Origin of the sequence: Clostridium sp. (genome assembly GCF_036660475.1) — a bacterium.
Lineage (GTDB): Bacteria > Bacillota > Clostridia > Clostridiales > Clostridiaceae > Clostridium_J.
On sequence record NZ_JAVXAO010000011.1, the window covers coordinates 68,698 to 83,033 of the forward strand.

The window sequence follows — 14,336 nt, forward strand, 5'->3', positions numbered from 1 at the left end:
AATTTACCTATCTTTCTCTTTACTAGAATTTTACCAAGTACATAATAACTAACCTACTACTTCATTGCCCTTTAGTCGTTTATATAACACATAATCAAAAGTATTTTTTACAATTAAATAGTTCTATCTTTAATAATTTGATTTAAAATCTGTTTTAGCTCCTCTTTGATATAGTTATTAATATAAACTGAATAATAGTTTCCTAAAGCAAAAGGCACAGTTTTTCTAATGCATTTCCACATTATATTTTTTTCAAAAACTATATCTGACCCCTCAATTATTTGGGGAATCTCGGCAAGTGTATCTACGTTTATCACTTGAGGGAATGACTCATTAAAACAAGGAAAGGCATATCCATGTTGCCTAAACTCACGAATATATTTATTTAATATATATAAACTACCTTTATAATTTACATATTGTAGTTTCAAATTCAACTTATCTTGTTGTCCATTTGGAAGATTGTTAATTATAAAGTAATTATATTTATCATCCAGCAATTTAAAATTATCTGTAATAAAAAATGCAGATTTTATATTCTCTTTAAAATTAATTTCTGAACAGTAGTCTACACATATTTTATCAAATTCAGCTAAATTCAAGAAATAGTTGTATAGGTGATTTTTTATATCATATATATTCTCATTTAAGGCATGAAGCTCTTTTTTAAAGCTTGGCTGAATACTCTTGTGTTCCTCTAAAAAAATATCTTTAAATAAAACAAGTTTGTACTCGTCTGTGGATTTTTCTAAGTTGTGAAATGGCTTCCCACAATGTTGAGTATAATTCCTAATATTATATATCAATCTATAAGAAAAGCTTTTTTCATACATCTTACTCAGTTGAAAGGTATAGAATTCTACTGACCCTGCCCCAAGCTTTCTTGAAAAATACGTTTTTACATTTTCAATGTATTTATATCCAGAACTTAATACATTGTTTATCTTGAGTTCTATTTCACTTATAAACTCATTATTAGAAACTTGGTTACTTTCAAATTTCTTTAGAAACTTATCAAATTCTTCAAAAGCCTTATTAAATGTAGAGAATTTATCTGTAAAACTAATTATACAATTGATATCTTGTAAACACTTTTCGGTTTTTTCAATAAACTCATTATCATATTGATTTCTTACTGTAATTTCATTGTTTATATTTATAATAGCTATCTTTTTCAATATTCATCTCCCCCATTTCCCCATACATAAAAGATATCAGAACCCACCTTTATATTCATACATACTAATTCTATACCTCTAAGAGAAAATACTCAATTAATTATTTTTAAGTATCTTAACTCTTAATTGGGGGTAATACAAATTTTGCTCGTTAATAAATATCCACCAGCTTAGCTGGTGGATATTTATTATATGCTTTTCATACCTTATTATTGATTTTAAGACATCTAAAATATCGTATATTAAATTCTGACCTGGTCAAGCAAAATTGTAACACTTAGTTCGATTAATTTTATAAATACCTCTTTTCAAAGGGCGTGAGCCCACGTAATGAACTATGAGGCCTTTTATGATGGTAATACCTAAACACATAATCATTAATTAACTCAGTTAGATGGAAATACTTTTTACATTATAGTGATTAAGGTGTTCAATTTTAAGCTTTCCATAAAAAGACGACCTAGGAGCATTGTCATAAGGACAACCAGCTTTGCTCATAGACTGTTTAATTTTATTAGAGCCGCAAAAGTCATTAAAAGCTTTAGATGTATACTGAGATCCTTGGTCGCTATGTATAATTAATCCTGCGGATGGTTTGTGAGTATCTATTGCATCTTGTAGAGTTTCTATAGCTAAGTCTGCAGTTATATTTGTAGAAATTTTACTTGCCATAATACTTCTGTCATGTAAATCTAGTATGCAGCAATTATATAGCATCTTTCCAGAAGACAATCTGATATATGTAAAATCTGTACACCATTTTAGATTCTTTTTAGGTGCTGAAAAATCTCTGTTTAGTAGGTTTTCAAATACTTTGTGGGATGTACCCTTTACATAGTTTGGTTTTTTTCTAAATGCAACAGACTTAAGGTTTAGCTCTTTCATATATTTGTGTACAGTTAATAGACTCAAATTAATTTCTTGTCTCTAACCAGAGCTTTATCATTCTGTAACCCATCTTACCATTTTCACTATGGAAGATTTCCTTAATGTGATTCTGTACTAACTGCTTCTTCTCATAAAAGGGCTTTTTACGCTGCTTTAAATAGTTATAATAAGCATTCGGACAGATTTTAAAATGTCTTAGAAGCCATCTAACACCAAACTCGGCTTGATTTGAATCAATGAATTTATAAACTAATTGTCTATTTCCTTGGCGAAGAAGGCTGCCGCCTTTTTTAGGAAGGCATTTTCCTTTTCAAGATCGGCCGTAAGTTTCTTTAATCGCTTAATATCTTCATGTACACTAGGTTATATCTTATCATCACATTCGATACAGTCTTGCTCAAAAGCCTTAGTCCATCCATTAATGGTTGATTTTTCAATATTATATTCCTTTGAGATACTTGCTAAAGTTCTTCCATCTTCTAAGATTAGTCTAGCTACTTTTTCTTTAAATTCCTTATCATATTTTTTATTTGACATTTGTAACACCACTTTCTTAAATCTTATTATACTAGATTGTTCGAACCAGTGTTACAACTTTAATATATCACGTCAAATTTAAATCTATTTCATATCCTATACTTTCTTATCTTTTGCTATTTTAAATTTCCATACATTATGTTCATCCATTGGAATATATACACCAATATTATATTAAATTATGATTTATTTTATAAATATAAACATTCATCATTTTAGTTTTAAGTATTTTGAATTTAATCTAATTATAAAATTCGATTCTTCTGCCTCATTTTTACTTAATACAGTTAAATCAAAATAAAACCCATATAATTCCTTAAAAGTATTTCTTATCTTGTACAACTCTATTAAAATACTACTAGAAAAATCTTTGTATATTAGTAATAAATCTATATCATTTGGATTTTTTTTCTCATCAAGTACCGATCCAAATAGATAAATATTCTCAAATGATTGAAATATATCTATATGATATAAGATTTTTTGAATAATACTATCTTTTATTTTTAATTCGGTTGATATATACATAGAATTCATCCATTATTAGTAGTGTAACTTTAATTTCTTTTGCTAATTCATATGCTTCTGACGAAATACTACTATGTCCATTCCAATTATGTAAGTTTAAAATTATACATTCTTCCTCTGGACATAGTTCTAATAGTTCAGTTTTACTTAAATAATACTTATAAATAAAAACTATCTTTTTACCATTTACTATAATTTCTTTTAAATTCTTAATATCTAAAAAATCAAATTTTAGTCCTCTTGATTTTATAACTTTTAGAGCATAATTTAAACTTTCAAAACGAACATCAGTTGTTCTAAAACATTTATTATCATAATACATTTGTCTCAATTTAGGAGTATCATTAAGGTAGATTTTTTCAATATCACTTTTCTTTTTAATCTGTATATATGGCTTATCTTCACCTAAAACAATATTTTCAAATTCTCCCTTATTTTGCAACGCTTCTATTAAACACTCCACAGACTCTACAGATGGTAGAAATTTACCTTCTAAAGGTTCTATTCCAAACAATGAGTTAATTTCAACTGGGAATAGAACACCTCTTACTTTTTCTTCACTTAATCGTGTAGCTTCAAACTCATCAATATGAAGGAAAAAATCTTGTACTATTGCTAAATTTGATAAATTTTTTTCTCTATAATCTTGAATTAGCTTAGTATTGTTTTTTAAAATACATCTTATAATGCTATTATTAGACAAAATTTGCCCTTCAAACTTATCCCATAATTTCTTCTCACCCTTTAAATAGTAATTTTCAAAAATAGCTTTATTTTCTAATAATAATGGAACTACTTTGATCTTTAAATCTTCAAAGTTATCATACTCTTTACTAAAAAATCTTTCAAACTCATCTTTGCGCATTTTTTTCCATTGTTTAACCTCATCAACGCTAAATACATTGTTTTTATCAAAGTTTGTATGACAATTGGGACATAAAATAATCAGATTTTCAAATGAGTTGTCTTTTGTATCGCAATAAGGAATTATATGTGCCTTTTCCATTACGTCGCCACCCTCTTTAAATAATTCTACTTTACATTCTGGGTTCATGCATCTTCCCATAGATTCAGCATATATTCTTCTTTCAACATTAGCATTTATACTTCTTCTCATCCCTTAATCTCCTTTAAAAGCTTAACTTTAATACATCTTTACATAAGTATACCATATTACAAAAACTGTATCATTTACTTATGATACAGTTCATCCTTCATTATCCTAAAATCACTGTACATGCCCCCAAAATGTATAATCTTCTGATTTAATAGGTTTTTTTATTCCACTAAACCATCCTTAATTACGATCAAAATTTAATTTATGACCCATGTCTATATCAAACTCCTTATAACCCATACCCACTGCAGTAATAATATTTACACCTACCACAAGAGGTTCATTTACTATTAAAGAGTAATTTAATAGTAATAATGGCAACCTAATAATAAAATTATTTTTAATGGTAATTGTAATAACGATTATATAATGAGAAGGTATTAACTTCAAAAATTAAATATATTTTTTCTAGCTTTATTAAGTATTTATGTAAGTTTACTGTTTAAAATTAAGTCAACAAATTCATATTTTTTAATCCATGATAACCTTGAATATTATTATATTTTATCTATAATATCTTACGTAAATAATAAGCACCTATAATAGTTGTTTTACTACTATTATAGGTGCTTTAAATGCTTTAACTGCCTATCTTTACAGATTTAGCACGAGGTATTTTTGTTACTATTTTTGTAACAAATCTTGTGTTTTATTTGTGTCATTAACTGTTTAATATTTTGAATCATTTAATGTAATATTTATGTTTCACTATTCGTGTTAATATTTGTATTATTTATTGTTTCAATATTTATGTTATTTTTTGTATCATTATAAACTCTTTACCATCACCTCTAACCTTTAACTTTCAATTTCTAATTTTTAATTTTTAATTCCTAATTTTCCATGTTTTTATGCTTTTATGTTCTTAGCACCATGTAGCCTTAGAGCTTACAGGGTTTAAGCCCTCTAGGGAAAACTTGATTTTTTCTGATATTTTTCGATTTTTTTAACTGTAAAAACTCTTACACTTCATTACATTTTTCTTTGAATCACACCAATGCAGCAACTTTTAAAATTAGCTCTATTAGATTAAATTGTTGATATGATAAAAATAAATGTAAAATGTTATATTCTATTTATTACTGTATTTAGCTAAATTTCTTATTACAGTGAGAACAACAATATACAAAATCTATATCACTATCTTTATTAAACTTCATTGGTAATCTTACTTTACAATATGGACACTTCCATATTATAAAAGAGATTGTTATATATATTATAAATAAAAGCATTCCTGTTATAGACGTAATCATTGCTGGTATAGATAAAGTATAGACATTCTTCAAAATTAATCCACCTACGATGCATAATGGTATTGATAAAAATAAACATATTAAAGAAATCTTCCGAAATCTAATTAGTTTTTCTATAGTATTCATTGTATACCCCCAATACATATTAAATCTTAGTCAATCTATTATTAGCAAGCCAAGTCTCAATGTCCTCTTTCACTTAAAACTCATTTGTCATTTTATTATAACATATTTTGTAATTATAATATTACTTATGCTATGGTATTTTTAGACATGAAAACAGCCTTAGGCAAGTTATTTCAATGCCTAAGGCTAAAACATTATTTACTTATGGTACGGTTCAGCGTATCGCTATCAAATGAGATTTTTTCTTTTATTACTACTTTACAATAACTAAATCTTTGTATAAAAAAAGACGCATACACTTATGCGCCTTATGTTGCAAGGTTTCGCTATTCACAACGTGTGTCATTATTCAATAATTCTAGCCATGATGCCAACCCGCTGTCATACAAGGAAACCTGTGGAATTTTCAGTCCATCTCCAATTCAATAAGTATAAATATAAGTGTATGAACAAAATCTTTACTCAGCTCTTCTACTGTTCAAGAATAAAATCATATAGTATTCATCAGCATAAGTTCCATCACCATATTTCAATGCATGTTTCTTTGTACCATAAATCTCAAAGCCTAAACTTTTATACATCGAAACAGCACGATTATTTTCAGCAACAACTTCAAGCTCAAGTTGTTCAACACCCTTTTCTTTACACCAATTAATACATTCCTGCATCATTTTCTTCCCAATTCCTTTGTTCCAATAATCCTTCATCACTGCAATACCCATCGCTGCTCTGTGAAGATACCTTTTTTTATTTTGAATTAATCCAACTGAACAATTCGCTATAATTCTACCGTCTAATTCTGCAATTAGAAAACGTATATTCTCATCATTCGTACAATTCTTAATAAATTCTCTTTCTTGTTCCACTGTGAAATTAAATTCATCAGATTCACGTGCCAAGAATTTAGTTTCACCATCAACAGTTTGCATTTGATTTATTAAACCTTGTGCATCACCTGGTTCTGGAATTCGTATAATAAGTTGTTGACCCTCGTTTAATAAGTACTCTTTTCTGTAAAGTTCATTAGAACCCTCACTATTTTGGTGGTTACCCATAATAATTTCCCCCGCTTCTTAATTATTGTATCGTTGATAATATCGCTAATATCACTTTCCATGTAACCACCTCCTCTTATTATTAACTATTATACTATATCAATTTAGGTTATAATAGGTTCAATGACATATTATCCTAAATTTATTAAGTTAGTAATATTATTCTAATTTAATAAATGTACTTGAAAGGATATTTCACTTGGATGTAGCCGAAAAAGCATCCATAAGTATTATAAATAATTCTAAGCTTATGCATAAGAAAAAAATAACTGATAATTAATCGACATTTTCATGTCGGAGGCGATGTTTACTTTACCACTATGCCTTCATCCAATTTTAGTAAAAACCTCATTTACTTATGATACAGTTCATCCTTCATTATCCTAAAATCACTGTGCATGCCCCCAAAATGTATAATCTTCTGATTTAATAGTTTTTTTTATTCCACTAAACCATCCTTCATCGCAATCAAAATTTAATTTGTGACCCACTTCTATAGCAAACTCCCTATAACCCATACCCACTACAGTAATAATATTTACACCTACCACAAGAGGTTCATTTACTATTAAAGAGTAATTTAATAGTAATAATGGCAACCTAATAATAAAATTATTTTTAATGGTAATTGTAATAACGATTATATAATGAGAAGGTATTAACTTCAAAAATTAAATATATTTTTTCTAGCTTTATTAAGTATTTATGTAAGCTTACTGTTTAAAATTAAGTCAACAAATCCAATTTTTTCATCTATGATAACCTTGAATATTCTTATATGTTATTTATAGTATCTTACGTAAATAATAAGCACCTATAATAGTTGTTTTACCACTATTATAGGTGCTTTAAAGGCTTTTACTGCCTACATTTATAGATTTAACACGGGTTATTTTTGGACCCTTATTTGTTACTATTTTTGTAACAAATCTTGTGTTGTTATTTGTGTCATTAACTGTTCAATATTTTGAATCATTTATTGTAATGTTTTTATTTCATTTTTAGTGTTACTATCTGTATCACTATCTGAATTATTTATTGTACAATATCTGAGTTATAAATTGGCTCCTTTCATTGCTTTTAGATAAAACACTATCCACCCTTATCTAAATCGTTAGTATTTCCCCTAATTTATATTAAGCTCAAGTCCCAATGTCCTTTCTCTATTTCCCATCTATCTTCCCGGAAAAACCTTTTCAGGATATTTATCAAAATCCAAGGTAAACAAATTTTCATCCAAAGCATTATTATATTTTATATATATAGTTTCAAATCCCGAGGTCTGTTTTCCATTACCATCCTCTTCGTAGTATTTTACTACTACACCCGTTTCTGTATCTACCCAAGCTATAAATTTTTCACTTTTACTACGTTTATCAATGACGTTCAAATTACCAGATATTTTAGTACATACTCTGTCTAAGAAAGTTTCTTCTCCTTCAATATCCCATTTGCTATAGTCATTCATGCTACATACCATTATCCCTTGAGATAATATACTGATTCCAGTACCCGAAAATAGTTCGTAACTTCTGCCTAAAAGTACCCCAGTAAAGTCATACCGTTGACGTGGCTTTAGCCTATTTAAATCCTTAATCTGTATATTAGCTGTTATATCATCTTTTTCAGTAATGTTATTTCGCTGTGCATTAATATTTGACAGAGCATTTTCATTATAATTACATTTAATCTCTCTATAGTTTTTTTCCAAGTTATTAAGTTCTACCGCCTTACCATTATTATAAGTATAATCTAAATCTTTACCTTCTTCGTTGGTAGTTACATGACTTTTTTTATTTTTTATATCTATAGCATAAGTTACAGTGGCATCACTAAAGAAGATATTAAAGGTGTTAAACTGTCCCTCTACTGAAGAAAAAAAATCTATAGAGTTTAAAATCTTATAATGAATTAATTCCTTCTCATCCATTGAGCTGAAAAAAATTTCATCAATTTCAACATCTGACACAGTAGACACACTGGATGTTTCATCTTTTGCAGGTGTTACATTTGCATTGTAGGTATCAGCATTTAGAAGTTGAGGGTATATTTTATGCAGAAATAATACCATAGCGAAAAGACCTATTACTACACTTAAAATTAGATTTTTGTTTAATATTTTTTTCATGGTGTAACCCCCATACAGTCTACTTCAATAGCTTTTTCATACATTAAAAGATGATTTTCAATATACCCTTTTATCTGCTGTTCGTATAACTGTTTACTTGGATAAAATTTTATATTATCCTCTATACTGTCATATGGAAATCTATAACTAATGGTAATATTTTTTTCATTATTACCGCTAACAATGTTATCTTCATTTCCCTCAACACTGCATGGAACGTCAATCAAGGTATTTTTATATAGGATTTTACTATTATAGATAAGGCTCTTAATGTTAATATCTTCAACATTAGTATTATCAATCAAAATATTAACACTAATGATATTGTTGTTTTTATCATTTATAAGCTTAAAATCAGTTATTTTAATATCTATACTATCCAGTTTTACCTGATCGTCCATCCTGAATACTTCATTTTTAAATTTCTGTGGAATTCCAAGATTCATTTTATGATATCTATAGCAGATAAATAATAATAAAATACATCCTATGCATAGTGAAATAACAATTTTAATCTTAGTTTCATGCTTAATCTTCATCTGAAATTCCTTTCATAACTTTTTTGCTGCATATCTTTCCATTATCTATAGTGTAGATTTCATCACATATTCCTTCTAATTCTTCATTATTGTGATTTGATATTAATATTAATTTATCCTGACTCTTTAATTCTCTTATAATAGTGTTTACTTTTTTTACAGAATCTTCATCCAAAGCATTGATGGGTTCATCCAGTATTATAACCTCAGGGTTTTCCATTATAGCTTGTACAATACCTAATTTTTGCTTCATTCCCAAAGAATACTTTTTGAAAGATTTCTTTTCCTCAGGATTAAGTCCTAATGCAGTCATAGTCCCTTTAATCTGTTTATCATCAATTTTATTGTTTATTTCTGCTAGATATTTCAAATTCTTAAAGCCAGAGTAACTAGGTAAAAAGCCTGGGTTTTCTAATAAAACTCCTACATTTTTAGCATATGTACCATCCATGCCCACAGGCTCACCACCAACAGTTATTGTCCCTTCTGTTTTAATAAACCCACAAATAGCCCTAAATAGCATAGTTTTACCTGAACCATTTTTACCCTTTATACCATAAACTTTTCCCCTATCTAAAGATAAATTTATATTATCAAGTATAATATTCCCATTTATTTTCTTTGTGACATTTTCTATGTGTATATATGAATTCATAAAATCTCTCCTTCTAAAATATTTCTTTTTTTCTAGCTATAAATACTCCTGTTAATAAAAAAATAAAACCCAGAATTATATCGTATAAAATAGAATACCCAATAGTTAAATTATGAATAGTGTCAAAAGGAGTATGTCTTACCAGTAAATTCTGTTGTCCCGGTAGAAACTTCATTTTAAAGAATATAGAGGATATACATATCGTCATTACTATAAGAAAGCAATATGTAGGCTTTAATTTAAATGACAGTGTGTATAAAATAATACATAAAGTTAATGAAGTTAATGAATATAGTATCAATACAGTGATAGCTAAAGTACTAATGTTCATTTCATAATAATATGGAGTCATAACATTATGAGGCGAATAGCAAACTACACCTGATACTATGCTTATCAAAAGCAGCATACTGTAGTAAATCAGAATAACAATAAAAGCCCATATTATTTTAGAAATATAAACCTGCCATAACTTTTTGTCTCTTATAAGCAAATATTTACCATTAACTTCCATTTCCCTATAAAAATAATCTCCAATTACATAAAGAATATATGTGTTGATTAATAGCCATTTTGTAGGAAAAATAAAATTATCAGAGAAATTTTCTATAAACTCACAACCCTTGAAATTTTCAAGAATAATACTTTTAGCATCAATGAATTGATAAGATTTTAGCAACTGGATTTCCGCCAAGTTTAATAAGAAATAAAAAATAAAAAAAATGCTCAGCTTGAATAGTACAGATTTAATAGTTATTTTTATATCTCTCAACAGTAGTTTTTTAATATCATTCAAAGATTAATCACCTTCTATAAGTTATTCTTTTCAATAAACTGATCCTTTTTTATCCTGAAAAATTTACCCAATATATATATAGACCCTATTACAAACACACAACATAAGTTTTTGATAATTAGGTTATTTATGTTAATAATATCATCTACCTTAAGAATTTGAGATTTTAATGGGGAAAATGCACATACATTAGTGTAATCAATAAAAACTAATGATATCATAACTATAAAAACATAAGATTGTTTTATGAAAATGCTAAGTATATTTATAATACTTCCAAACATAGAAAGACGTATAAATGTGGAAACGAAAATAATAAAAAGTATTTTCGTTGTTGTGAGAGTTTCACTCAAAGTTGACCATATGTTGGTATTCCCATATACCTTATGGAAATACCCTGTATTAGTATGCCATGTGTTACTAAAATTACCAAGAACTATGCCACCGATAAGGTAGGTTCCAAATACTAATAAAACACTGATAACAAATGAAAGCAATATAATTAAAAGAAAATTATTGTTCCATAAATCGCCTTTTGAACTGTACCTGATTACGCTTACTACACGGGAATTAATTGTAATCAGGTATAAAGCACAGGCGCAGAATAATGGGTTAATCATATATGTAAAGTTAGTATCCTGAAGTATCGAACTAATGTCAAATGAAAAAATAAAATCAATATTGCATAGAGAATATCCATGTAGACTCTTCACTACATGTTCAATATTGCTAATATAGTAAACAGAAGATATTCCCCATATTAGCAACCCCACTGCAATAATAGATTTAAACTGGCTCTTTTTAACGCAAACTAGGTTATTATAATGCCTCATTATGTTTTCCTCCCCAATATAAAATCATAAAAGTGGATGAAACCATTACAATGAAAGAGATTATCATACTTTTTATATCTATATTATTACTTAAATATAAAAAACTCATAGGACTATATGAGTTCATATTAATAGATCTAAAAAATATGGATATAAGTTGCATAAGTATAAACGGAATAACTAAAACAATAAACTTATTTCTAGTTATAATACTAATTGCCAATGATATACTAGCAATAGCACCAGAGAATATAAAGTATATAAATAACCATAGAGTCGTATACATCATAGGATGATTCACATACAAATTCATGTTAAGATTTCCTATTCTAAGATTATTTGGATTTAAGATTTCTGGCTGAAGAGTTGCTCCAAAGCAAATATTGATTAAGAAATTTATTAGTAGTGGTAATGTAAAAGCTATTCCAGCAATAATAAAGTTGGCAACAAATTTATTTATAAAGTATTTATTTTTACTACATCTTGAAAGAATACTCTTTAAAAATCCACTGTTTAAATCTTCCAAATATGAATCTCCATAGGCCATAGATACTATGATAGGCATAATGCAAAATAATATATTAGATACATCTGTAAATCTAAACATAATAAAATTTTCACACGAAGAAATTATTCCAGACTTAATAAAGTCTTCTAAAAAATATGGATATGTTACGTAAGGCATGGAAAGAAGATAATAATCATTTTTAATAATATTAATAACGCAAAAAATAAATGTAACTAATAATGCTATAATAAATGATTTTCTTTTCAATCCCCTTTTAAGTTCAAGCTTTAACATAATAATCTCCTTCTTAAATAGACTATAGCACATGCAGTATATGTACAAACAGTATGAGGAAAATTCTCATACTGCTTGTACATATTGATTTAATAAGAATCTGGACTCCATACTCCATTTGCAGGACCACATCCAGGTGCATAGCCCCTACATTTATAAATATACATTGAAACGTCCGTATACCCATTTTCATAGGCATTACTTGGAACATAATGCTCTTCATTACCTACAAAAGATACGCTTGGTAGTACTCGATATGTTCCTGTTAAATCGTTCCCATTAGATTGTTTAAGCTGCATGGACATTCCCCAGTTTGGGTCTATGTTACCATCTATAATTCTGCCATACCCTGATGTGGAATCAGTCTTTGGTCTTGGGAGTGTTAATTCATCGGAACTATTGGTATAAGACCATGGGACAGACCAAGCAGTATCACTAGACTCATTAGCAAAGATTGTTGATATGCCAATACTTGATAATAATATTGCGCCTGATAAGACTAGACAAGTTTTTTTACTTTGCTTCATTTCAAACATCTCATTTTATATTCTATAAATTGTTATTAAATTTAATAACAATTCAACCGCCTAATATGTATTTTAATTTATATACATCAAAATTACAACATTTCTTGTAATATATAGCATTTTAGCAGTTAGTTTTACCCTGTACTATGGGTAAATCGCGGTATCTATACCTTGAGAGAGCGGTAAAAGAAGTTGATAATATCAGGTAAAAAGTAATTTAATAGTAATAATGGCAACCTAATAATAAAATTATTTTTAATGGTAATTGTAATAGCGATTATATAATGAGAAGGTATTAACTTTAAGAATTAAATATATTTCTTCTAACTTTATTAAGTATTTCCGTAAGTTTACTGTTTAAAATTAAGTCAATAAATTCAACTTTTTAATCTATGATAACCTTGAATATTATTATATCTTATTTATAGCATCTTACGTAAATAATAAGCACCTATAATAGTTGTTTTACAACTATTATAGGTGCTTTTAAGGCTTTTACTGCCTACATTCATAGATTTAACATGAGTTATTTTGGGTTCTTTATATGTTTCTTTATTTGTTTCTGTTTTTGTTACTATTTTTGTAACTATTTTTGTAACAAATCTTGTGTTGTTACTTGTTTCATATTTTGAATCATTTATTGTAATGTTTTTGTTTCATTTTTAGTGTTACTATTTGTAATGTTACTTTAACTATTGTGTGTTATCTTTTACCTTAGAAAACTTTTTACGTATAAAATACTCTTCAGTAAGGAGGTCATCCCTCACTGAATTTGTAAATCTAATGTGATTTTTATAACTGTCACTCTTGCTTTTTCTTATCCAGAATGTATCTAAAAAGCACATTCCCTTTGCGGCTAAAAATATTTCCCACTCATCAAAGTATTCTAAATTATAATACTCTAAATAACAATCTAGATTCATTCTATTGTAGGGTATTATTCTATCAACTATAAACTCTCTTATTACATCACTTGAAACTTCTTTAACTTTTCTTTTAAATAACCCATAAAATTCAGCAGGATATAGACCGAGATCCTCAATATTTTCATTTCTCTTAAAGCTATAATGTTCACTTACTAAATCGTATGCTATGTCTCCTAAGTAATGTTCTTCCTTCATTAATTCTACAATTTCTAGTTTTGATTTTGGAATGAGCATCTCTTCACCTCCTGAATTCTTTGTTTAAGTATTTCTAGTATAGATGATTTACTTTTCCCATCACCCCTACCTGACTTAACTAAATATTTCTGTCCATCTGTTATTTCTATATATTTTGTATACACTCCAAGAGAGGAGCTATTAATAAAATTTCTTATATTATTTTCTTTCATATCAATTACCCTCCTACTCAATAATATCTATATACTTA

General features: G+C 27.6%; 17 protein-coding genes. All 17 read right to left on the reverse strand.

Annotated features, from left to right (window positions below; genetic code table 11):
• Positions 1–113 precede the first annotated feature (113 nt).
• Complete coding sequence (locus tag RSA29_RS14525; protein WP_346944509.1) at positions 114–1,178, reverse strand: hypothetical protein; 1,065 nt, start codon at positions 1,176–1,178, stop codon at positions 114–116.
• A gap of 390 nt (positions 1,179–1,568) precedes the next feature.
• Positions 1,569–2,090, reverse strand: coding sequence for an IS3 family transposase (locus tag RSA29_RS14530; protein WP_346944510.1), 522 nt, complete (start codon positions 2,088–2,090; stop codon positions 1,569–1,571).
• 339 nt (positions 2,091–2,429) lie between these two features.
• The gene (locus tag RSA29_RS14535; RefSeq protein WP_346944511.1) at positions 2,430–2,603 is read right to left on the reverse strand and encodes a transposase; all 174 of its coding nucleotides are present in this window, start codon (positions 2,601–2,603) and stop codon (positions 2,430–2,432) included.
• Between the two features lie 210 nt (positions 2,604–2,813).
• Positions 2,814–3,131 (reverse strand): nucleotidyltransferase domain-containing protein, encoded by a 318-nt coding sequence (locus tag RSA29_RS14540; RefSeq protein WP_346944512.1) that lies wholly within the window; start codon positions 3,129–3,131, stop codon positions 2,814–2,816.
• Positions 3,097–4,248: an HNH endonuclease signature motif containing protein gene (locus RSA29_RS14545; protein ID WP_346944513.1), complete on the reverse strand. Its 1,152-nt coding sequence runs from the start codon at positions 4,246–4,248 to the stop codon at positions 3,097–3,099. Before RSA29_RS14545 ends, RSA29_RS14540 begins: the two co-directional genes overlap by 35 nt.
• Before the next feature lie 1,088 nt (positions 4,249–5,336).
• Positions 5,337–5,630 carry a hypothetical protein gene (locus RSA29_RS14550; protein WP_346944514.1) on the reverse strand — a complete coding sequence of 98 codons (294 nt, stop codon included), beginning with the start codon at positions 5,628–5,630 and terminating at the stop codon, positions 5,337–5,339.
• A 458-nt stretch (positions 5,631–6,088) separates the two neighbouring features.
• Positions 6,089–6,685 carry a GNAT family N-acetyltransferase gene (locus tag RSA29_RS14555; RefSeq protein ID WP_346944515.1) on the reverse strand — a complete coding sequence of 199 codons (597 nt, stop codon included), beginning with the start codon at positions 6,683–6,685 and terminating at the stop codon, positions 6,089–6,091.
• Positions 6,686–7,074: 389 nt separating this feature from the next.
• Positions 7,075–7,203, reverse strand: a complete 129-nt coding sequence (locus RSA29_RS14560; protein ID WP_346944516.1) for a hypothetical protein — start codon at positions 7,201–7,203, stop codon at positions 7,075–7,077.
• Positions 7,204–7,859: 656 nt separating this feature from the next.
• The gene (locus tag RSA29_RS14565) at positions 7,860–8,813 is read right to left on the reverse strand and encodes a hypothetical protein (protein ID WP_346944517.1); all 954 of its coding nucleotides are present in this window, start codon (positions 8,811–8,813) and stop codon (positions 7,860–7,862) included.
• Entirely contained in the window at positions 8,810–9,352 is a 543-nt protein-coding gene (locus tag RSA29_RS14570) for a hypothetical protein (protein WP_346944518.1), read from the reverse strand. Before RSA29_RS14570 ends, RSA29_RS14565 begins: the two co-directional genes overlap by 4 nt.
• A complete protein-coding gene (locus RSA29_RS14575) occupies positions 9,342–10,007 on the reverse strand; it encodes an ATP-binding cassette domain-containing protein (protein WP_346944519.1) in 666 nt (221 codons plus the stop codon). The genes RSA29_RS14570 and RSA29_RS14575 overlap by 11 nt, the downstream gene beginning before the upstream one ends.
• A 13-nt stretch (positions 10,008–10,020) precedes the next feature.
• The gene (locus RSA29_RS14580; protein WP_346944520.1) at positions 10,021–10,686 is read right to left on the reverse strand and encodes a hypothetical protein; all 666 of its coding nucleotides are present in this window, start codon (positions 10,684–10,686) and stop codon (positions 10,021–10,023) included.
• A gap of 131 nt (positions 10,687–10,817) precedes the next feature.
• Positions 10,818–11,636: a hypothetical protein gene (locus RSA29_RS14585; RefSeq protein WP_346944521.1), complete on the reverse strand. Its 819-nt coding sequence runs from the start codon at positions 11,634–11,636 to the stop codon at positions 10,818–10,820.
• Positions 11,623–12,438: a hypothetical protein gene (locus RSA29_RS14590; protein WP_346944522.1), complete on the reverse strand. Its 816-nt coding sequence runs from the start codon at positions 12,436–12,438 to the stop codon at positions 11,623–11,625. Before RSA29_RS14590 ends, RSA29_RS14585 begins: the two co-directional genes overlap by 14 nt.
• A gap of 89 nt (positions 12,439–12,527) precedes the next feature.
• Positions 12,528–12,965, reverse strand: coding sequence for a hypothetical protein (locus tag RSA29_RS14595; protein WP_346944523.1), 438 nt, complete (start codon positions 12,963–12,965; stop codon positions 12,528–12,530).
• A gap of 692 nt (positions 12,966–13,657) precedes the next feature.
• Positions 13,658–14,125, reverse strand: a complete 468-nt coding sequence (locus RSA29_RS14600; RefSeq protein WP_346944524.1) for a hypothetical protein — start codon at positions 14,123–14,125, stop codon at positions 13,658–13,660.
• Positions 14,101–14,298 (reverse strand): hypothetical protein, encoded by a 198-nt coding sequence (locus RSA29_RS14605; RefSeq protein ID WP_346944525.1) that lies wholly within the window; start codon positions 14,296–14,298, stop codon positions 14,101–14,103. Before RSA29_RS14605 ends, RSA29_RS14600 begins: the two co-directional genes overlap by 25 nt.
• Positions 14,299–14,336: the final 38 nt, after the last annotated feature.